We start from the raw sequence: 19,175 nt of genomic DNA, 5'->3' as shown, positions 1-19,175 counted from the left end.
CATGACCATCGAGTACAGAACCAACGCCCTGGTTACCACCGACGAATTCATAGAGTTGCTGTTGCGGTCCACGCTGGGGGAGCGGCGACCTGTGCAGGACCGTGAATGCATGGAGGGCATGATCTCAAACAGCAATTTGATCGTTACCGCCTGGGAGGGAGGAACGCTTGTCGGCCTCGCTCGGTCCGTGACTGATTTCCACTATGCCTGCTATCTGTCAGACCTTGCTGTATGTAAGTCTTGTCAGGGGCAGGGCGTCGGTCGGAAGTTGCAGATCATTACGCAAAATCAGCTTGGCCCCCGGTGTAAGCTCATTTTGATCGCGGCGCCCGCTGCAAACACCTATTACGAATACATTGGCTTTACCAACAATCCGCGCTGTTGGGTGCTGGAGCGCGATACACGGATCCGCGACTGACCGCGGGCGTTGTCGGTCGGTCACGTGCTTGCCTGGAAGCCGTCGCAAAGCCCAGCGTATCCGTCTCAAGGAGTGAGGATGAAGTACCTGATAATTCTGCCGTTTCTCGTCCTGGTCGGGTGTGCATTCACACCGGAAGCCCCCTCCCCGGAGGCTGTGTTTTCAGATCCGCCCCATTTGTGGTCAGGTCAAAAGGTGATTGTTCAGTCTCCTGAAGCCTGTGCGCGTAAAGGTGTTGCGATCCTGGAGTCACTGCTGTTTGTCGGGGTAGTCAAAAATGGTAGTTATGTCTATGGCACGTTCATGACTAATCGTGCTGCGATAAAGTGCATCCCCAACGGGGAAACCACCTTTGTGTATGCTGCAGTGGCTGGGCCCGACGTAAAACAGGTGGAGCGACTACGTAACGAAGTCGTCTGGCGGTTGTGATCTTTGTTCGTGGTCAGAAAAAATCTTTTGCCTGGTCTGGACGTGTTCCATGCTGCGAATGCCCGAGGAGAAAAACAGTCGTTGGGTCCAAAGGACATTCTTTAGAGATTGTCCAAGTGCATCGCCGGGAGAAACACAATGAATGCAGATGGTGCTGGGCCCCAGCCTGTCGCGACGTTGGGACGAGAGCCAATCCCACTGACTGCACGTGAATTGGATCAACAGTTCCCCGGCGTTCTGGATGGGATTTCGCTTTTGGGAGGTGGCGCGAATGTCATCCTGCAATTGGCGCGGCCCGGGGTAGGCTACGGCGTGCTGGAAAGCCGTGTAGAAAGCGGGCAGATATTCCGTCGTCCTCTCAAGCGAACGCGCACGACACTGACCTATCTCGCCGTAGCCCTGGCCGGTACGAACCAAGAAAAACAGGCGTACCGGCAAGCGGTTGATGAAGTGCATGCGCAGGTTTATTCAACACCGCAGTCACCTGTGCAATACAATGCCTTCAATCACGACCTGCAGTTATGGGTGGCGGCTTGCCTTTACTGGGGTTTTGCTGACACCTGGCGTCAGTTGCGCGGCGAGCCCGATCCGGCAACGGCTGGCAGCTTTTATCAGCGTGCCGCTGCATTGGGAACCACACTTCAAGTACCACCGGAGCGTTGGCCGTCTGACCTTGCGGCTTATCAGACCTATTGGCAGCAAGCGTTGGCGCGGATCCATATCGATCCTCCGGTGCGCGCCTATTTGACCGACATTGCAGAGCTGAAATTTCTGCCCACAGTATTCAGTCGCAGCTTGGGGCCGCTGAATCGTTTCATTACTGCCGGCTTTCTTCCGCCTCAGGTGCGTGAGGAGATGCACTTTACCTGGGGAGAAAAGCAGCAGAAAAAATTCGATAGACTCATATCGACTGTCGGACTTGTGAACCGCTGCCTGCCCCGGGTTATTCGTCAATTTCCTTTCCTCGTTGTGCTCTGGGATTTTCGTCGGCGTCTGCGCAACGGGGCACCGTTGATATGACGGGTAAGCCAACGACGGATGCCGTGTCAGGTCGTCCCACCGCTCTGCTTTCTATTCGTCATTCGCAGCGGGCAAGCAGGCTGGAACTCTAGAGACCTGACGCTAGACTCCAAATAATGAGACTGCTCACTTAAAGGATTGTCTTCCGTTAATGCCGCAGTCTTTCAAGCTTACTAGCGCGGCGGCGAGGCGTGATGCGACATGACTATCTCAGCAAAAAACACGATTTGCCTCTGGTTCAACGGCGATGCCGAAGACGCGGCACGGTTTTATGCCGGTACTTTTCCCAACTCTTCCGTAGAGGCTGTTCATCGTGCGCCGGGCGATTTTCCTGCGGGTAAGGAAGGTGACGTTTTGACCGTTGAGTTCAGCGTCATGGGTATTCCTTGCCTGGGGCTCAACGGCGGGCCGGCGTTCAAGCACGACGAGGCGTTTTCGTTTCAAGTCGCTACAACTGATCAAGCCGAGACAGATCAGTACTGGAACGCCATCATCAACAACGGCGGCCAGGAGAGCGACTGCGGTTGGTGTAAAGACAAGTGGGGGATTTCCTGGCAGATAACCCCTGTCGCCTTGACGCAAGCAATCACCAGCCCGGATCGAGCCGCCGCCAAGCGCGCCTTCGACGCAATGATGACGATGCAAAAAATTGACATGGCGACGATCGAACAAGCATGCCGTGGCTGAAGCTTGAGACTACCGGTGTGATGATGGGCGGCCCGTTGCTCAGTGGACGCGCACCGACGCAGCAGTAGAATAGGACTACACATCGCGCGGCGTCAGGCCCCTCTGGAGAGTACATGTCGGAAATCAAGTCGAAAGACGAGAAGGCAGTCATCGTTCACAAGGTTCAGCGCTACTTCACCGAAGAGCTCAAGCAAGAAATTGGTCAATTTGACGCGGAGTTTTTGCTCGACTTCTTCTCCGGAGAGGTTGGTGCATATTTTTATAATCGTGGGCTATCCGACGCTCAGTTAGTTCTGTCCAACAAGCTCGATGACTTATCCGAGTCGATCTGTGAACTTGAGCGTCCCACGGAATTTCGGAAATAAGCATAGCAGTGCCGTTTGGGCGAACGGAGGAGATCGAAGGAGTCGACAGGGCCCGCCACACACGAGCGAAAGGCATTGCCGAACCCTATGGTCATCCAGTGACTTGCGGGCCGTTAGCCGACTTGATTGCTCTAGAACGGCATTTCCGCCTAAAGCGTAAGGTTAATCCGCCGATACAGTGAATGCTGGTATTAAACGGACTTTGCCTGGGTGGGCTTCCAGCTTCCCGAGTGCACTATCGCTGGAGTTGACTATGTTCAAGCTGTTCCGCAATCTTGGCTTTCGCTGGAAGCTGACCCTGCCACTGGGTTTGCTGGTGGCGCTGTTCTGCGCGCTGGGTGGCGTTTCGTTCATCGCTGTGAAGATCTTTCCGCCCGCCTTCAATTATTTTCTTCTGCCCTGCTACCGCAGGCGACCGCCCTGCTTGAAGCCGACCGGGACCTGTATCAGGCGCTCGTGGCCGAGCGCACGCTTGTGCAGCTTGCCGGTAACGGCAGCCAGCCGAGCCTGGAAGCCGAGCATCGCGAAAATATGCAACAGGCCTTCGACCGCGTGCAAGCCTTCGCCAGCACGACGGAATCGATGCAGGCCAGGGCGCTGGCGGACAGGTTCTCCCAAGCTTTTGACGCCTGGAAGCGTGGTAGTGAAGAGGTCGTTACCCTGGCGCGCAGCTCATCTTTTGCAGATAACGACCAGGCTCACGAGCTGAGCTTTGGCACTTCATACGAGCGCTTCAGCGCGGCGCGCGAGCTGATCGATCAGATGACCCAGCAGGTCGATAGCCAATCCGCAGCAGAAGTTGCCGCAGCCGAAGCGGCCGTTGCGCGCGATGCCGGCATCTTCAGTACGGTCGCGCTGGTCGGGCTGGTCATTTGCGCGTTGCTGATTGCCTTTCTGCCGGGCCTTATTCTCAAGCCATTGCTGGCGATCCTTGCACGCATTCGCGATATCGCTGATGGCGAAGGCGATCTGACCAAGCGTGTCGAGGTCACCTCTACTGACGAAATTGGGCAGCTCGGGCAGAGCGTTAATCTGTTCCTTGAACAGCTGCAGACACTGATCCAGCAGGTGGCCGATTCGACCCTGCAGGTCGCCTCGGCCTCGCAGCAGATGAGTACCATAGCCGTGACCCAGCAACAGCTGGTGAGCGAGCAGTATATGGCAATCGATCAGGTCAGCACCGCAGCCACGGAGATGAGCGCGGCCATTCACGAAGTACAGGCAACGCCCATAACACTGCTGAAGCCGCACGGCAGGCGGACAAACAAGGGCATACCGCATCGGAGCTGGTCGGACACACCATGGGTGCGTTGCGCAGACTGGCCGGTGATGTAACCGAGGCCGCGGGCGTGATCAACCGTCTTGAGCAGGATAGCGAGCGGATCGGTGGCGTGCTGAGCGTAATCCAGGCGATTGCCGAGCAGACCAATCTGCTGGCGCTGAATGCCGCGATTGAGGCGGCGCGTGCGGGAGATCAAGGTCGTGGTTTTGCGGTGGTGGCCGATGAGGTACGCGCGCTTGCAGGCCGCACGCAGGCTTCCACGCAGGACATCCAGAAAATGATAGAAAGCCTGCAGGCAGGCAGTGCCCAGGCAGTCAGCGTGATGCAGCGCAGCGCAGCAGTAGCGGCCGAAAGCGTGGATCAGGCCGCAGGCACCGAGCGCGCGTTGGGTGACACGGCCCAGGCGGTAGTACGCATTAACGACATGGCTACGCAGATCGCCGCGGCCTGCGAAGAGCAGAGCCAGACCACCGAAGAAATCGCCCGGAACATTAGCGGCATCCGCGATCTGTCGAACCAGGCTGCACAAAGCTCCGAAGAAAGCCGCGGCGCGAGCGAGTCTCTGGCGCGTCTGGCAGAGGGTCTGCAACAACAGGTAAGGCGGTTCAGAACCTGATCGCACCCCTGGTATCAGTTGAACATTCGTCGAACCCCGGTGGGAATGGATCCCGCTGCTATAATCGATTAACCGTTCAGCCAGCCAGGGTGTGAGAACATTATGGGGGAAGCAAATAGTAGCCCTAAGGTCGATTCAAACCGAAGAACAAGTCCAGCGGCCTTTTTCCGTGGGTTCTTGCGGGAGCCGAGTCAGGTGGGTTCGGTTATCCCCAGTTCGCGATTCCTGGAGCAGCGAATCGTCGATGCTTCCAGACTTTCTACGGCCAAGCGGGTGGTTGAGCTAGGACCGGGTACCGGTGGCACCACGCGAACGTTTCTACAGCACCTTGCCCAGGATGCGCAGCTGCTTTCAATCGAACTAAGTCCTTACTTCCATGAGCTGCTTGGCGAGATCGCAGACCCGCGCTTCACCAATCACCTGGGCAGAGCCGAGGATCTCGCCGCGATCCTGGCGTTGCACGATATGGGGAAGCCAGATGTGATTATCTCCGGCATTCCCTTCTCGAAAATGCCGAAAGCGGTTGCTACCCGCGTTGCGCAGGCGGTGAAGGACAGCCTGGCCGAAAACGGGCGTTTCATTGCGTATCAGTTTCGCCGGGATGTAGCCTGGGTTACCGACCCGATCATGGGGGCGCCTGCTTCGTGTACGCTGGAACTACGGAATATCCCGCCGATGCGGGTTTATAGTTGGTTCAAGACTGCAAGTGGCTGAGCCGGTTACCACAGCGGATACGGGGGTTGTTCTGGGAGCCACAGGATCAGATCCTTTCAGGAGGCTTCCCTGAACGTCGGAATCTATATCTACGACAACGCAGAGGTCCTGGATTTTTCCGGTCCCTTCGAGGTGTTCTCGACGGCCAACCGGATTTCCGGCCCCACCGAGCCGTTCAAGGTGTTTTTGCTGGCCGAGGACACGAAACCGTTATCGCCCGCGGTGGGTTTAGCGTCAATCCGGATTATGCGTTGGACCAGCATCCCGGTATTGATGTACTGATCATCGCTGGAGGGGTGCATGCCGACCAACTGATCAAGCCCGCCGTCATCGATTGGGTGGTGAAGCAGGCAGAGAGGGCGCAGATTGTCGCTTCGGTATGTACCGGCGCCTTCATTCTCGCCGAGGCTGAATTGCTGTCAGGCCTGGAAGTAACCACCCACTGGGAAGACCTTGCCGAGCTCGCCAGCCGATACCCTGAACTCAGGGTGGTAAAGGGCAGACGCTGGGTCGACACAGGCAGGTGCGTTACGTCGGGTGGTATCAGTGCCGGCATCGATATGAGTCTGCACCTTGTCTCCAGACTGGGCGGCATGGCGTTGGCCAGGCTAACCGCCAGACAGATGGAGTTTGATTGGCCCTAGGGTCAGCGCCAATACCCGCAGCATAGAGGCATGGTTTGCTGTCCCGTTGCGCAACGACAAGCGGCATGACGGTCCGCCTTGCGCAAGGTTCAGCTATGGCTATTCATCTACAGCGAAGGCATCCACCGGATTGTCGAAGGAAATAAACAGCACACAATCTTCCTCCGACTGGCAGGTTGCTACGTGGGGAAGCTCCGGCGGACCATAGGCGTAGGTCCCTTGCTCCATCACCACAGGTTCCTGATTATCGTAATCCACCCTCATTTTACCGGACAGCAATATCATGCGTTCTGCGGAGGTGTGCCAGTGGTGCGGTGCAGTAGTGTCGCTGCGCAGGCGGAAGAGCACATCGGTGTTCTCCTTCCTGGGGTCGCCCTGCAGTACGGCCAGACCGCAAGAATCCGGCATAAAGGCGGGGCAAGGACCCCATTCAATGTCGGCACTCGCATGATCCCGAATAAAGGCTTGCTCATCTGCGGCAATCGACCAGCCGCCCGCCAGGAGCAGTGCGCTCATGACGCCTATTCGCACCGAGAGTCGGGTCATTGGTTTTTCGGTCATTCGCAATGCTTTCATGATTGTTCCTCCTCTTTGTTAATGGACTCCCATAGTGGTCAAATGATTTCTGAAACCTCGAAAGCGATTGGCAACAGGGCGATCAATGCCGGGCTCCGTACTAGCGAAAGTCATCGGCCAGATCGCTGTCACGCGATGCTTTCATCTCGTTTGCTTGGTACTGAAGGCCTTTGATAGACGCGTTTTGAGGGGCAGGGAGGAGGCAGGACGCTGTGATTTGTCGTGGGAAATGCGAAGGAAGGGAGGAGTGATTGGGGCAGTGGCGGAATAGCTGAGTACATCAACCATTCCGCCCGAGCAGGGTCAGATCAGTTCAATCGCCACCGCAGTCGCTTCGCCGCCCCCGATGCATAGCGAGGCGATGCCGCGCTTGCCACCAGTTTTCTGCAGGGCGTTGATCAGCGTCACGATCAGGCGCGAGCCGGTGGAGCCGACCGGGTGGCCCTGGGCACAGGCGCCGCCGTAAATGTTGACCTTGGCGTGGTCAAGATTGTGCTCACGCATCGCCAGCATGGTCACCATGGCGAAGGCTTCGTTGATCTCGAACAGGTCCACATCATCCTTGGTCCAGCCAGTCTTGTTGAACAGGTTGCTCATGGCACCGATCGGGGCCAGTGTGAATTCGCTTGGATCCTGGCTCTGGGTCGCATGGCCGACGACGCGGGCCAACGGCTTCAGGCCGCGACGCTCGGCTTCGGCGGCTGTCATCATGACCAGGGCGCTGGCGCCATCGGAAATCGAGCTGGCGTTGGCTGCGGTAACAGTGCCGTCCTTGCTGAACGCCGGACGCAGGCTCGGGATTTTCTCGATGTTGGCGTTGTGCGGTTGCTCGTCGTCCTTCACAACCACCTCGCCCTTGCGGGTCTTGACCGTGACCGGGACGATTTCGCTGTCCAGCGAGCCATTCTCGATGGCAGTTTTGGCCCGCTTCAGCGATTCGATGGCATAGGCGTCCATATCTTCACGGCTCAGGCCGTTGCTGTCCGCGGTTTCCTGGGCGAAAGAGCCCATCAGCCGACCGGTGCGGGCATCTTCCAGACCGTCAAAGAACATGTGGTCCTTGATCTCGCCATGGCCCATGCGCAGGCCGTTGCGTGCTTTTTCGATGAGGTAGGGCGCGTTGGACATGCTTTCCATACCACCGACAACCATGACCTCGTTGGTACCGGCCTTGAGTGCATCATGCGCGAGCATCACGGCTTTCATGCCGGAGCCGCAGAGCTTGTTGATAGTAGTACAGCCGGTGGAGGCGGGCAGGCCGGCATTCAGGCTCGCCTGGCGGGCCGGGCCCTGCTTGAGACCTGCGGGCAATACGCAGCCCATGATGACTTCCTGCACATCTGCGCCCTGAATGCCTGCTCGCGATACGGCTTCGCGGATGGCGAGTGCGCCGAGTTCTACTGCCGACACGCTGGCCAGACTGCCCTGAAAACCGCCCATGGGTGTGCGGACGCCACTGACAATAACAATGCTGTTATCAGACATGCTCTACTCCTGGTATGTGACTGAGTCGGTTATTCAGCCGGGTTGAGGGCGCAGATTATACTCGGTTTTCGCAAGTTCATACTTTGGAACGATAGGTAGGCTGTGCTGGCCTTGGCTATAGTCCGATGACTGGTAAGCTGCGACATTTGCCAAAACCTAACAACTCAAAAAGAAAAAGCAGGTCATCCCATGTTGAACACTCGCATTCTCAAGCCAACCGATAACGCCCATTCCACCCCGTTGTTGATCAAAAGTCTGCTGCTGTCCGGTAGCCGCTACGAGCGTAGCCAGGAAATTGTCTACCGGGATATCAGCCGGTATGACTACGCGACCTTCAATGAGCGGATCTGCCGCCTGGCCAACGCTTTGACTGCCGCCGGGGTCAAACCGGGCGATACGGTGGCGATGATGGACTGGGACAGTCACCGTTATCTCGAGTGCATGTTCGCCGTTCCCATGATTGGTGCTGTCCTGCACACCGTCAATATCCGTCTCTCGCCCGAGCAGATTCTCTACACCATGAACCACGCCGAAGATATCTTCGTGCTGGTTAACAGCGATTTTCTGCCTATCTATCAGGGCATTGAGGGCGGTCTTACGACCGTAGAGAAAACCATCCTGCTGACCGATGGCGATAGCAAAACAGCCAAAATGGCAGGTCTGGTAGGCGAGTACGAGGAGCTCCTGGCCGCCGCAGAGCCGAGCTATGAGTTCGAAGATTTCGACGAGAACTCCGTTGCGACCACCTTTTATACCACCGGCACCACGGGCAACCCGAAAGGCGTGTACTTCACCCACCGTCAGCTCGTTCTGCACACTCTGACCCAGGCTGGCACCATGGGCGGGCTAGACAGCGTGCGCCTGTTTGGCAACCGCGACGTGTATATGCCGATCACGCCGATGTTCCACGTACATGCCTGGGGCATCCCCTATACCGCGACGTTGCTTGGCGTGAAGCAGGTCTATCCCGGTCGTTACGAGCCAGAATTGCTGTGTCAGCTGATCAAGAACGAGAAGGTTACCTTCTCACATTGCGTGCCGACCATTTTGCAAATGCTGCTCAATGCAGACACAGCCAAGGGTATGAGCTTCGATGGCATGAAGGTCATCATCGGCGGCAGCGCGCTGAACCATGGGCTGTATAAGGCGGCCACCGCGACGGGCATGACCCTGTCGGCAGCCTATGGCATGTCCGAAACCTGCCCGTTGATCTCTGCCGGGTACATCAATCTTGAGCTTGAAGCGGGCACCCAGGAAGAACGTGAGACCTTCCGCTGCAAGGCCGGCGTGCCAGTGCCGCTGGTGGATGCACGCATCATGGACGCCCAGGGCAATTTTCTGCCTAAAGACGGCACTACCCAGGGTGAGCTTGTGCTGCGCGCTCCCTGGTTGACCCAGGGATATTTCCGCGAGCCGGAGAAGAGCGCTGAGCTGTGGCAGCACGGCTGGATGCATACGGGTGACGTGGCGACCATCGACGAGATGGGCTTTATCGATATCCGCGACCGTATCAAGGACGTGATCAAGACTGGCGGTGAATGGATCTCTTCCCTTGAGCTTGAAGACTTGATCAGCCTAAGCCCGGCGGTGAAAGAAGTGGCTGTGGTCGGTGTGCCTGATCCGCAATGGGACGAGCGGCCCTTTGCGTTGATTGTTCCCGCTGAAGGTCATGAGATGAACGCCCGGGTGTTGCGCGATCACTTGAAGAGTTATGTCGATGAAGGGCGCATCAACAAATGGGCAGTCCCCTCGCAGATCGCGACTGTTACCGAAATACCCAAAACCAGTGTAGGCAAGCTCGACAAAAAACGGATCCGTGTCGAGATCGGGCAGTGGCAGGAAAGCCAGGCGCCGTTCCTCTCCACCATCTGATCCATGTCGGCGGGTCTCACATTGGTGCCGGCCCGCCTCGATTCTCGCTTGCAGCCTTATCAGCGCATCTGGTTGTCGTGTTTGAGACAGGATGCAAATCTGTACCAAAATCATACTTTGGATTGATCCCGGATACCGGCGACTTGGTTATAGTTCGCCGCTGTATCCGTTCCGTGCTGCGCGTTATCAACGCGTCGACTGCGCCACCGTCAATACCTCAGGGTCTCCCTGATTCCGCTAGCAGAGAATTCATGATGAAACCTACGCTTCTGAAAACCGCTGTCCTGGCTGTTGCCATTGCCGCGGGCAGTGTCCACGCAGCCTCCGAGCAACAAATTGCTGAACTGGGCAAGAGCCTGACACCGATTGGTGCAGAGAGGGCCGGTAACGCGGCAGGCACCATCCCTGAATGGGATGGTGGCCTGGCACCTGATGCCGGAGAGTTCAAGGATGGTTTTCTGACCAACCCTTATGCCGGTGACCAGCCGCAGTTCGTCATCACGGCTGACAACTACGAGCAATACGCTGAACAATTGGCCCCGGGCCAGATAGCCATGTTCAAGCGCTATCCAGAAACCTACCGCATGCCGGTTTACGAGACCCAGCGTAGCGTCGGCATGTCGGATGAGATCTATGAGGCCGCCAGGCACAACGCCGCCCAGTCGCAACTGGTCAAGGACGGCAATGCGGTCACCGGCTACAAACTGGCGCATGCGTTTCCGATCCCGTCCAATGGCCTGGAAGTCATCTGGAACCACATCACCCGCCTCCGCGGTCATTCCTTTGAGCGTGTGGTTACCCAGGCGACCCCTCAGGTCAACGGTAGTTTCGGCATCGTCCGCTTCGTTGAGCAATACGCTCTGCCAGCAGCGTTGAGCGATTACGACGCCGAGAGCATGGGCAACATCCTTTATTACTTCAAACAGCAAGTCACCGACCCGAGCCGTCTGGCCGGTAACGTATTGCTGGTGCACGAAACCGTCGATCAGGTCGAGACCCCGCGTATGGCGTGGATCTACAACGCTGGCCAGCGCCGTGTACGTCGTGCTCCGCAGGTGTCCTATGACGGCCCAGGCACAGCCGCCGACGGCATGCGTACTTCGGACAATCTGGATATGTTCAACGGTGCCCCTGATCGCTATGACTGGGAGCTGGTCGGCAAGCGCGAGCTGTTCATTCCTTACAACAGCTACAACCTGGGCTCGCCGGAGCACGAGTACAGCGACATCATCAAGGCCGGTCACATCAATCAGGATCTGACCCGTTACGAGCTGCACCGGGTGTGGGAAGTGGTTGCGACCGTGAAGCCCGATCAACGGCACATCTATGCCAAGCGTCACTTCTTTATCGACGAGGATTCCTGGCAGGCTGCGCATATCGACCACTACGATTCCCGCGGGACCCTTTGGCGCGTAGCGGAAGCCCATGCCCTGCATCGCTACAAGGATCAGGTGCCTGGCTACGCTCTGGAGACGCTGTATGACCTGGTCGCCGGTCGTTATCTGGCAATGGGCATGAACAACGAAGAGAGCCGGGATTACGATTACAGCTATCGTGCCAGCTCACGGGAGTTCACCCCGACAGCGCTGCGCCAGTCCGGCGTACGCTGATCCACTCTGACCTGGCGGCCCCTTGAGGCTGCCAGGTTTTTTCTTTTGCGCCGGTTCCCGGTAGCGATACAAACTGCATGACCCGCAGACCGTGCAACCGATACACTTGGTGCCATGGTTTCGACGATTCCCCTGCACCCCGGCAAGATCTATCGGCCTCCGTTACCGGCCGACCATTTGCCCCGCCCCGAGCTTATAGCACTACTTGAACAGGCCGCTTCACGTCGGCTTGTAATGGTTTGCGCGCCCGCCGGTTTCGGCAAGAGCACATTGGCGATTGAGCTCTGTGAAGGCCTGTCTGCTTCGCGTCGCTCCGTCTGGATCTCCCTCGATCATCACGACGCTCTGGCAGGGCAGCTGTTGCACAGCCTGATAGCTGGCTTGCGTACTCTCTATCCGGAACTGGGCGAACCGGAGCTGGCACTGCTGCAGCAAAGTCACAGTGAGCAACCGCTGGCATTGGAGCAGCTCACGTTGTCTGTGCTGGATAAGCTCAATCAGCGCCACCCGGCTGAACAATCCGTCGTGCTGGTGCTGGACGACTATCACCTGGCTCAAAATCCGCAGTGCGACCGCCTCTGCGCGTTGTTGCTGGAGCGCTTGCCTGCCTCGTTTCAGCTGTTGCTGACCAGCCGGCAGCGGCCGGACTGGCACCTGGCACGCCTGCGTGTTGCCGGCAAGTTGCTCGAAATAGGCGAAGCGCAGCTGCGTCTGAACGAAGAAGCAGCCGCAGCTTTCCTGAGCCGTGCGGGCATGGTTGCGAATGATCCCGAATGGTCTCGGCATATGGTCGAGCGAAACGAAGGTTGGATCGCCGGCCTGCGGCTGGCGACGGTTGCAGCGGAACAGGCGGCTGCTGTCGGATACGCCCGTAACCTGCCGGTCATGCCCGGGCCGCTGATTGGAGAATATCTTCTTGAAGAGGTGCTGCAGTCACTGCCGGAGCGGGTGCGGCAGTTTCTGTTTGCGATTGCCTGGCTGGATCGGTTCTCGGCGCAGCTGTGTGATCGGGTTCGTGATCGCAACGATAGCCGGGAGATCATCGACTTCCTGTTACAGCACAAGGTCTTCCTGGTGCCTCTGGATCAGACGGGTGACTGGTACCGCTTTCATCATCTGTTCTCCGACTTCCTGCTCGATCAGGTCGTCAGGACTGATCTGCAGCAACGTCAGTTGGCGCATGCGCGTGCGTGCCAGTGGTTTAAAGAACAGGGTCGGATCAGCGAGGCGGTCGAGCATGCGTTGGCCGCTGAAATGCCTGAGCAAGCAGCGGGCCTGGTTCAGTCTTTGCCCCTCGATCAGCTGCTGGCGGCGCAGCCGGTGGCCATGCTCCTGCGCTGGAAGGCTGAATTGCCAGCCGTTCTGCAGGGCAGCTCGGCGCAGCTGGTTCTGGTACATGCCTGGACGCTCGCGCTCGCGTGTCAGCTGGAGGATGCCGAAGACATGCTGAGCCGGCTGTCACGTTTTATGCCACAGCCGAACGCCACCGGGCAGGCGACTTTGATTGGTCAGGCGCTGGTTTTGAGGAGCTACCTGGCGCGGGCGTCGGGACGGATCTCCGAGGCTGTCGAGCTGGCTAATCAGGGACTGACATGCCTTGCGGACGCGGATGCCGGTAGTCGACTTATGGCGATGCTGACCCTGGCCGAAGGCGAGCTGAGCCGACACCAACTGGAAGCGGCCCGGAGCTGGGCCAGCAACGCCATCGAATTGGCTCAGCGAATAGGTGATCCGTTGTTCGAGGCGCAGGTGGCGCTATTGCGTGCGCGGCTGTTACAGGCGCGTGGCAAGGTAGAACGCGCAAGACAGTTAATAACAGCGCAGCGCACCGACCTTGCAAGGCGCCCGCTGCGCTCGGATGAGTCACCCATTCACGCCCGGCTAATGCTCTACGAAGCGCATCTGCTCAGCCTGCAGGGCGAGCGCAATGTTGCCGGCGCGTTGCTACGCGAAGGGATCGCCGAGGCGCGGCGTCATCGGGATGTCTTCGTTCTGGTGGGCTTTTGCCAACAGGCAGCACTGCAAGCTCAGGTCGATGGGGCTGTGACTGAAGCCTTCGAGACCCTGGCCGAGGCTGAACGGCTGATGTACCAGTGGGACATTCCGCCGGTTTATTATCTGGGCTGGATTACCGCCATCAAGAGCGACTTGTGGATCAGCGCAGGGCGTCAGGAGCTGGCTGAGCAGTGGTTGCCCCGACTGTACCAGACCTATTGCGCTGAAGCGTCTGCTGCTCCGCCGCCTGTTTATCACGCCTTGCCGGTTCTGGTAGGCCTGGTTCAAGCGCGCCTGTTATGGGTTCAGCAGGAACCGGCGGCCTGCGAAGCGCAACTGCAGATCTTGCTGGTCGGTGCGCGAAGGGCAGGCGAGCGTTTGCAGGAGCTGAATGTACTGGTCTATCTGGCATGGTTGCAGTTGGAGGGCGGCCGGCCAGGGGAAGCCGAACAAACCTTGCGTCGGGCGCTGGCACTTGCTGAGGATGACCGGCTGATCGGTTGTTTTTTCCCCTTGTTGCGTGGCGCGCCGGCCGGACTTGGAGAAGCATTGCGCCGGGCGCCCGAATCGGCGTTGCGTGAAGCGCTGTGTGCCCGGCTACCCGCCAGAGATGCCCCCGACGTGTCGATTCCTGCTGCGATGAAAGAGCCGCTTAGCGCCAGGGAGCTGGAAGTGCTGCGTTGCATCGCATTGGGCTATTCCAACCAGCAGATCAGCGAAACCTTGTTTATTTCGCTGCATACGGTCAAAAGCCACGCGCGGCGCATCAACAGTAAACTCGGCGTGGCGCGACGCACCCAGGCGGTGGCGCAGGCCAAAACGATTGGCCTGTTAACCTGAGAGCAGGCCGGGCCGCCTGAAGATCTCTGCACGTGGTTAAAAGGCATTTGATGTATCCTTTTTATTCCAATTAATTGTGCGGAGCCGCGAGCCATGCCAAGCCTGAATCGCCAGATCATTATCGCTGCCTGCCTCGGTGTGCTCGTTGGCTGGTTGTTGAGCGGTATGCCGGACGAGGCAGGCATCAGGGAAGGGGTGCTATACGCGAGTACCCTGGCCGGCAGCGTGTTTATCGGCCTGCTGAAAATGATCCTGGTGCCGCTGATCTTCACCTCGATCGTGGTGGGGGTCGCCAGTCTCAGGGCGCATCACCAGGTGCATCGAGTCTGGGTCACGACTTTGGTGTATTTCGTGTCGACCCTGGCGCTGGCGATGCTGGTGGCATTGATCGCGGCGAATATCTTCAAGCCGGGCGCGGGGTTGTCATTATCCCTGTTCGCCGAGGCGATGGAGAACTTTGAAGCGCGGCAACTGACTCTTTCAGAGTTCTTCCTGCACTTTTTCACCAACCTGTTTCAGAACCCCTTCACAGCCTTTTCCAACGGCAGCATTCTCGCTGTGGTGGTGTTCGCGTTGTTTCTGGGCGTCGCCCTGGTGTCCGGTGGCGAGCGCTACGCAAACATCCTGCAGGTGATGGAAGAGTTTCTCGATCTGATGCTGCGCATCGTCGGCTGGATCATGCGTCTGGCACCCATCGGTATCATGGCGTTGTTGATACGGCTAGTGGCCGAGCAGGATACGTCTTTGTTGGTTACCATGCTCGGCTTCATCGTACTGGTATTTGCGACCACCATTTTTCACGGAGCAGTGGTTCTGCCAGCAATACTTTATGCCGTCGCGCGCAAGTCACCCCTGTGGCTCTGGCGCGGCGCGCGTGAAGCACTGATTACCGCCTTCGCCACCAGTTCCAGCGCCGCTGCGCTGCCGATCTCCATGCGCTGCGCGGAACACAATCTTGGGGTACGACAAAGCGTTGCCGGCTTCGTTTTGCCGCTTGGCGCCACCATGAATATGGATGGCACCGCGCTGTATGAGGCCGCGGCTGCGCTGTTTGTCGCCAATCTGGTCGGCATCGAGCTGAGTTTTGCGCAACAGATGGTGGTGTGCTTCACCGCCATGATCGCATCGACCGGCGCGCCCGGCATTCCCAGCGCGGGCATGGTTACCATGGTCATGGTGCTGCAGGCGGTGGGGCTGCCCGCCGAAGCAATCGCCATCCTGCTGCCGATTGATCGCCTGCTGGACACCGTGCGCACGGCTGTGAACGTAGAGGGCGACATTGTGGGCAGTGTGGTGGTGCAGACTGTGACGGATCGGGCTGAGGCGCGTGTAGGTGGTTGAGCTTTAAAAGCGAAACCCTGAATCCCCCCTAGCCCCCCTTTTTCAAAGTGGGGGATCAGTCCGAGCAGTGGCTACCTTGTCCGCCAGAACTGACTCCGAGCGGTTGCTGGCATAATCGCGCTGGCATGCATCGCTATCAGTTAACGGATATCCAGTCGGTTTGCAAAACCAGCCCCTTTTTCAAAGTGGGGGAAAAGTCTCAGCAGCGGCTACCTTGTTTTCTACGGATCAGTCCGAGCAGCGGCTGGCATTATTGCCGGCATGCATCGCTATCCGTAAACGGAGACCTAGCCGGATCACAAAACCAGTCCCCCACTTTGAAAAAGGGGGGTTAGGGGGGATTCGCTTTTGCGAGGTGTGATTTCAGCCGCGAAGCCCAAGCCGATTCTCGAGCTCAACGAATATCACATTCAGGACATCCTCCAGCTCAACCAGCACCTGGCGATTATCAAACCGGATGACCTTCAAGCCCAACGCCTCAAGCTGAACAGTACGGCGCTGGTCCTTGACCAGTTCAGCAGGCTCGAAGTGCTGACTGCCGTCCAGCTCGACGACCAGCTTCGCTGCCGCGCAATAGAAGTCGATGATATAACCAGCAATTGGTTTCTGCCGGTAGAACTGTACGCCCAGCACCTGCTTGCGACGTAGCCTGGCCCAGAGCAATTGTTCCGCATCAGTCATGTCCTGGCGCAGCGCTCGCGCTCGTGCTCGTGGTTTGAGTTCTTTCTTGTATGGCAACATGGTTCGTCCCTGACGTTGACAGGGAAACCCTAGCGCCATCGCCTGCCCCAATCCAGCAACGGATATCAAGGCTGTGAAATGCATGTTGAAACCCGCAGCCGTTGCCGCCATCCTTGCCGACTCGTGCATTTTTCATAGGACCCGCTCATGCAAGCCCCCAGCACCGCCCTGATTCGCGAAACCTTTCCCGTCGGCCCGTTGCAGTGCAACTGCACCATTATCGGCGACCCGGTAACCGGCAAGGCGATTGTGGTAGATCCAGGCGGCAATCATCAGATGATTCTCGATCGTCTGGAGGCGTTGGGGCTGAAGGTGGTCAGTATCATCCATACCCATGCGCACCTGGATCACTTTCTCGCATCAGGCGAGATGAAGAAAGCGACGGGCGCGACCTTGCACCTGCACAAGGAGGATCAGTTCCTCTGGGATAATCTGGAGATGCAGTGCAACATGTTCGGCATCCCTTACACGCCCGTCCCAGCCCCGGATCAGTGGCTTCAGGATGACGAGGAGCTGGCATGCGGTTGTGGGGTGGCAATGCATACTCCGGGACATACCCCCGGTTCGATGAGCTTCTGGTTCCCCAGGGATAAACTGCTGATTGCCGGCGACACGCTGTTCCGTGGCGGTATAGGTCGCACCGATCTGTGGGGTGGTGACTCGAAGGCCATCGAGCAATCCATACGCGGCCGCTTGTATAATCTCGATGAGGAAGCCGTCGTGGTAACCGGACACGGTCCGGATACGCGCATTGGTGATGAAATGCGAGCTAATCCCTTTGTTCGCGCATGAATACTGGCAGCGGTTTTACTCGTTCTTTACGTTATGCATACACTGCTGTGATGTTGGCGATGTATTCTCTCGCATAACTCGTGTTACTACGTTCAAGGAAATATTATGAAGATTAAAGGTTTGATGGTTGCCGGTCTGTGTTCAGTGGTGCTGGCGGGCTGTACCTCCAACCCTTATACGGGTGAGCGCCAGGCAGGCAAATCCTCTATTTACGGTCTCGGCGGCGCAGCCGCTGGTGCCGTTATCGGCGCCGCGACGTCCAGCAAGAAGGATCGCGGCAAGGGCGCGCTGATTGGCGCTACCGTGGGCGGCGCAGCGGGTGCGGGGTATGGTTATTATGTAGACCAGCAGGAAGCTCGCCTGCGTCAGGAACTGCAAGGTTCAGGTGTTCAGGTCATCCGTAACGGCGACAATCTGCAGCTGGTTATGCCAGGCAACATCACCTTCGCCAGCAGCTCTTCGGATATTTCCAGCAGCTTCTACCCGACGCTCAATTCACTGGTTCGGGTGTTCAAGGAATTCGACCGTAACGGCATCGATATTGTTGGGCATACTGACAGCACCGGCTCCATGGAGCTGAATATGCGTCTGTCCCGTGAACGTGCCACCAGCGTTGCGTCCTACCTGACAGGTCAGGGCATTGCCGGTCCGCGTATCAGCAGCAGCGGAGTTGGACCGAGCCAGCCGATCGCGAGCAACGACAGCCAGTCGGGTCGCGCTCAGAACCGTCGCGTTGAAATCAACCTGCGCCCGCTTTAAACCTTCCGTGTCGGGCTGACCCTGTGGGTCAACCCGGCATGCGCGTAAGCCGCTCTGAACCCTAGCGCTTTGCGCTGGGATATTCCCGGTGCAGCTCATCGAGCAGCACATCCTTGTCCTGCCACAGACTACTGATCCAGCCCTGGAAGTGTTCCCGGAACTGCTGGTCGTTCTGATAATCCTGTCCGAGAAACTCGGCTGGGATCGGACGTAGCTCGCAACGCATGACCACCTTGCGAACCCGGCCACTCAGCAGATCCCAGAAACTCGGGCTGCCGTCGGGGTAGTGGATGGTGATGTCGACCAGCGAGCGCAATTGTTGCCCCATCGCATCCAGCACGAAGGCCACGCCGCCAGATTTTGGGCGCAGCAGATGGCGGTAGGGTGATTGCTGCACGGCGTGCTTGGCAGGTGTCAGGCGCGTGCCTTCGAGAAAGTTGAACACGGCCACTGGCGTTGTCATGAATTTTTCGCAGGCGCGGCGGGTGGTGGCCACGTCCTGCCCGGCTTTTTCCGGATACTTGTCGAGATAGGCTTTGGTGTAGCGTTTCATGAACGGGAAATCCAAAGCCCACCAGCAGATGCCGATGATCGGAACCCAGATCAGCTCCTGTTTCAGGAAGAATTTGAGCATGGGCATGCGCCGATTCAGATTATGCTGCAGCACCAGAATATCTACCCAGCTTTGGTGATTGCTGGCCACCAGATACCAGCCGTCGTAGTCCAGCTGGTCGCGGCCCGTAACATCCCATTCGATGTTGCCGGTCAAGCGCATCCAGCCGCTGTTACACAACATCCAGAACTCCGCGATGCGAATCAGTATCCGGGTGCACAGGGTTTGCAGCGGTTTGTACGGCAATAGCTTGAGCATTGCGAGGGGGAACAACACGCTGAAGCACAGCAGTGTGTTGATGATCAGCAGCAGGGAGGCAATGATGCCGCGAAGGGGCGCGGGCAAAAATTTCAGCATTCTGATTGCTCAATAAATG

Annotated in this window: 19 protein-coding genes; 15 read left to right on the top strand and 4 right to left on the bottom strand. The window is 58.0% G+C overall.

What is annotated here, in order from left to right:
- Position 1: 1 nt before the first annotated feature.
- The 9 genes from G3M63_RS00750 (at position 2) to G3M63_RS00715 (ending at position 6,175) form a co-directional block, all read left to right on the top strand.
- Positions 2–418 (top strand): GNAT family N-acetyltransferase, encoded by a 417-nt coding sequence (locus tag G3M63_RS00750; RefSeq protein WP_163981589.1) that lies wholly within the window; start codon positions 2–4, stop codon positions 416–418.
- A 78-nt stretch (positions 419–496) separates the two neighbouring features.
- Positions 497–847: a hypothetical protein gene (locus G3M63_RS00745; RefSeq protein WP_163981588.1), complete on the top strand. Its 351-nt coding sequence runs from the start codon at positions 497–499 to the stop codon at positions 845–847.
- A gap of 213 nt (positions 848–1,060) precedes the next feature.
- Entirely contained in the window at positions 1,061–1,867 is an 807-nt protein-coding gene (locus tag G3M63_RS00740; RefSeq protein ID WP_218573632.1) for an oxygenase MpaB family protein, read from the top strand.
- Positions 1,868–2,074: 207 nt separating this feature from the next.
- Positions 2,075–2,554, top strand: coding sequence for a VOC family protein (locus tag G3M63_RS00735; RefSeq protein WP_218573681.1), 480 nt, complete (start codon positions 2,075–2,077; stop codon positions 2,552–2,554).
- Between the two features lie 113 nt (positions 2,555–2,667).
- On the top strand, positions 2,668–2,919 hold the full coding sequence (locus tag G3M63_RS00730; protein ID WP_163981586.1) for a DUF2164 domain-containing protein: 252 nt from the start codon (positions 2,668–2,670) through the stop codon (positions 2,917–2,919).
- Positions 2,920–3,129: 210 nt separating this feature from the next.
- Positions 3,130–4,254 carry a methyl-accepting chemotaxis protein gene (locus G3M63_RS19470; RefSeq protein ID WP_256669898.1) on the top strand — a complete coding sequence of 375 codons (1,125 nt, stop codon included), beginning with the start codon at positions 3,130–3,132 and terminating at the stop codon, positions 4,252–4,254.
- A complete protein-coding gene (locus G3M63_RS19465; RefSeq protein WP_256669897.1) occupies positions 4,221–4,817 on the top strand; it encodes a methyl-accepting chemotaxis protein in 597 nt (198 codons plus the stop codon). Before G3M63_RS19470 ends, G3M63_RS19465 begins: the two co-directional genes overlap by 34 nt.
- A gap of 195 nt (positions 4,818–5,012) precedes the next feature.
- Positions 5,013–5,531 carry a class I SAM-dependent methyltransferase gene (locus G3M63_RS00720; protein WP_218573631.1) on the top strand — a complete coding sequence of 173 codons (519 nt, stop codon included), beginning with the start codon at positions 5,013–5,015 and terminating at the stop codon, positions 5,529–5,531.
- Positions 5,532–5,782: 251 nt separating this feature from the next.
- A complete protein-coding gene (locus G3M63_RS00715) occupies positions 5,783–6,175 on the top strand; it encodes a DJ-1/PfpI family protein (protein ID WP_256669896.1) in 393 nt (130 codons plus the stop codon).
- Between the two features lie 99 nt (positions 6,176–6,274).
- Here G3M63_RS00715 and G3M63_RS00710 read toward each other — a convergent pair whose 3' ends face one another.
- Positions 6,275–6,751, bottom strand: coding sequence for a cupin domain-containing protein (locus G3M63_RS00710; protein WP_218573630.1), 477 nt, complete (start codon positions 6,749–6,751; stop codon positions 6,275–6,277).
- 303 nt (positions 6,752–7,054) lie between these two features.
- Entirely contained in the window at positions 7,055–8,236 is a 1,182-nt protein-coding gene (locus tag G3M63_RS00705; RefSeq protein ID WP_163981584.1) for an acetyl-CoA C-acyltransferase, read from the bottom strand.
- A 189-nt stretch (positions 8,237–8,425) separates the two neighbouring features.
- Between G3M63_RS00705 and G3M63_RS00700 the strand changes: the two genes are divergently transcribed.
- From G3M63_RS00700 to G3M63_RS00685, 4 genes are all read left to right on the top strand, one after another.
- Entirely contained in the window at positions 8,426–10,108 is a 1,683-nt protein-coding gene (locus G3M63_RS00700; RefSeq protein ID WP_163981583.1) for a fatty acid--CoA ligase, read from the top strand.
- 254 nt (positions 10,109–10,362) lie between these two features.
- Positions 10,363–11,718: a DUF1329 domain-containing protein gene (locus G3M63_RS00695; protein WP_163984150.1), complete on the top strand. Its 1,356-nt coding sequence runs from the start codon at positions 10,363–10,365 to the stop codon at positions 11,716–11,718.
- A 114-nt stretch (positions 11,719–11,832) separates the two neighbouring features.
- On the top strand, positions 11,833–14,553 hold the full coding sequence (locus G3M63_RS00690; RefSeq protein WP_163981582.1) for a LuxR C-terminal-related transcriptional regulator: 2,721 nt from the start codon (positions 11,833–11,835) through the stop codon (positions 14,551–14,553).
- Between the two features lie 93 nt (positions 14,554–14,646).
- A complete protein-coding gene (locus G3M63_RS00685) occupies positions 14,647–15,894 on the top strand; it encodes a dicarboxylate/amino acid:cation symporter (protein ID WP_163981581.1) in 1,248 nt (415 codons plus the stop codon).
- Positions 15,895–16,257: 363 nt separating this feature from the next.
- Here the strand turns inward: G3M63_RS00685 and G3M63_RS00680 are convergent, their stop codons facing one another.
- Positions 16,258–16,635 (bottom strand): endonuclease domain-containing protein, encoded by a 378-nt coding sequence (locus G3M63_RS00680; protein ID WP_163981580.1) that lies wholly within the window; start codon positions 16,633–16,635, stop codon positions 16,258–16,260.
- 147 nt (positions 16,636–16,782) lie between these two features.
- Between G3M63_RS00680 and G3M63_RS00675 the strand changes: the two genes are divergently transcribed.
- Entirely contained in the window at positions 16,783–17,427 is a 645-nt protein-coding gene (locus G3M63_RS00675; RefSeq protein WP_150299425.1) for an MBL fold metallo-hydrolase, read from the top strand.
- Positions 17,428–17,532: 105 nt separating this feature from the next.
- Positions 17,533–18,186, top strand: a complete 654-nt coding sequence (locus tag G3M63_RS00670) for an OmpA family protein (protein WP_163981579.1) — start codon at positions 17,533–17,535, stop codon at positions 18,184–18,186.
- Positions 18,187–18,247: 61 nt separating this feature from the next.
- Here G3M63_RS00670 and G3M63_RS00665 read toward each other — a convergent pair whose 3' ends face one another.
- On the bottom strand, positions 18,248–19,156 hold the full coding sequence (locus G3M63_RS00665) for an acyltransferase (RefSeq protein ID WP_163981578.1): 909 nt from the start codon (positions 19,154–19,156) through the stop codon (positions 18,248–18,250).
- Positions 19,157–19,175 lie beyond the last annotated feature (19 nt).

The organism is Pseudomonas sp. OIL-1, assembly GCF_010669185.1.
Lineage (GTDB): Bacteria > Pseudomonadota > Gammaproteobacteria > Pseudomonadales > Pseudomonadaceae > Halopseudomonas > Halopseudomonas profundi.
This window is presented reverse-complemented; position numbering and strand designations above follow the sequence as displayed.